Annotated in this window: 2 protein-coding genes; both read left to right on the forward strand. The window is 49.0% G+C overall.

Going from position 1 to position 1,783, the window contains the following annotated elements:
• Positions 1 to 1,204: bifunctional UDP-3-O-[3-hydroxymyristoyl] N-acetylglucosamine deacetylase/3-hydroxyacyl-ACP dehydratase (locus ASC50_RS00255; RefSeq protein ID WP_056928541.1), on the forward strand; the 1,204-nt coding region annotated here is incomplete at its 5' end.
• Positions 1,201 to 1,783, forward strand: a 583-nt coding sequence (gene lpxA / locus ASC50_RS00260; RefSeq protein WP_056928542.1) for an acyl-ACP--UDP-N-acetylglucosamine O-acyltransferase, incomplete at its 3' end; no start/stop codon positions are given. The genes ASC50_RS00255 and lpxA, both read left to right, overlap by 4 nt.

Below are 1,783 nucleotides of genomic sequence, written 5' to 3' on the forward strand. Positions count from 1 at the left end.
GCGTGGCACCGTGCTTTCTAAGGGAGAGGTATCTGTTGGTACTGTAGAACACGCTCTTGCTGCCCTTTATGGGATGCAGGTGGACAACTGCCTGATTGAAGTGGATGCGCCCGAAGTGCCTATTTTGGATGGGAGTGCTATTCAGTATGTCAATGAAATTGAGCGAGTTGGAGTTATTGAGCAAGCCGCCGACCGCGACTATTACATTGTAAAAAGCAAAATCGAAGTCAAAGATGAGGAAACCGGAGCGTCTGTAGTGCTGGTTCCGGACGACAAATTCGTTGTTACGAGCCTCATTGCTTTTGATTCGGATATTTTGGACAGTCAATTTGCCACGCTTGACAATTTGGAGGATTTTAAGGAAGAGATTGCGGCAAGTCGCACGTTCGTTTTTGTACGCGAAATAGAGCCGTTGCTGGAAAACAACCTGATTAAGGGTGGCGATATGGACAACGCGATTGTGATTTACGAACGTCAAATCACGCAGGAACGCTTCGACCAACTGGCTGATAAACTGAACGTTGCACATCAGGATGCTACACGGTTGGGCTATATTCAGCACAAAGACTTGGTGTTTCCCAACGAGCCTGCCCGTCACAAACTGTTGGATATTATTGGCGATATGGCATTGATTGGCAAGCCTTTACGCGGACGTGTCATTGCCACTTGCCCCGGACATACGATTAATACGAAATTGGCGCGGCAAATAAGGAAAGACATCAAGCAAAATGAGGTGCAGGCACCCCTTTACGACCCCAATGTGGCTCCGCTGATGGACATCAACCGCATCAAAGAGCTGTTGCCGCACCGCTATCCGTTTCTGTTAGTCGAAAAAATCATCGAAATAAGCTCTAATCATATCGTGGGTGTGAAAAATGTGTCGTTCAACGAACCATTTTTCCAGGGTCACTTCCCGCATGAACCCGTTATGCCAGGCGTTTTGCTGGTCGAGTCGATGGCGCAAGTGGGTGGTTTGCTGGTACTTAACTCCGTTGAAGACCCCGAACATTATTCTACCTATTTTATGAAAATCGATGCCGTTAAGTTTCGGCAAAAAGTTGTTCCGGGCGACACATTGGTGTTCCACCTGAAATTTATCACCGAACTTCGCCGCGGCATTGCCTACATGAAAGGCTATGCTTTCGTGGGCGAAAAGTTGGTTTGTGAAGCAGAATTTATGGCTCAAATAATTAAAAATAAATGAAACACGAGTTTACATCGGTACATCCGGATGCCATTATTGGCGCGAATGTGACCATCAGTTCGTTTGCCACAATCGACAAAAATGTCGTCATCGGCGATGGCACGTATATTTATCCCAACGCCGTTATCCTCGAAGGTGCGCGTATTGGCAAAAACTGCCGGATATTTCCCGGAGCAGTCGTGGCGGGCATCCCGCAGGATTTGAAATTTCAAGGCGAAGACACCATCTGCGAAATTGGCGACAACACCACCATCCGTGAGTGCGCCACAGTCAATCGCGGCACAGCCTCCAAAGGCTTCACCAAAGTCGGAAGTGGCTGCCTGTTAATGGCTTACTCACACACGGCGCACGATTGCATCCTCAAAGACCACGTCATTCTCGGCAATGCCACTCAGCTGGCAGGCGAAGTGGAGGTGGACGATTACTCCATTTTGAGCGGTGCCACGCTGGTGCATCAATTCACACGCATTGGCAAGCACACGATGCTTCAAGGCGGCTCCAAATGCGGAAAAGACATCCCTCCCTATATCATAGCAGGGCGCGAACCGCTGTCGTATTCGGGCGTGAACACGGTGGGAC

The sequence above is a fragment of the Candidatus Symbiothrix dinenymphae genome (genome assembly GCF_001431085.1).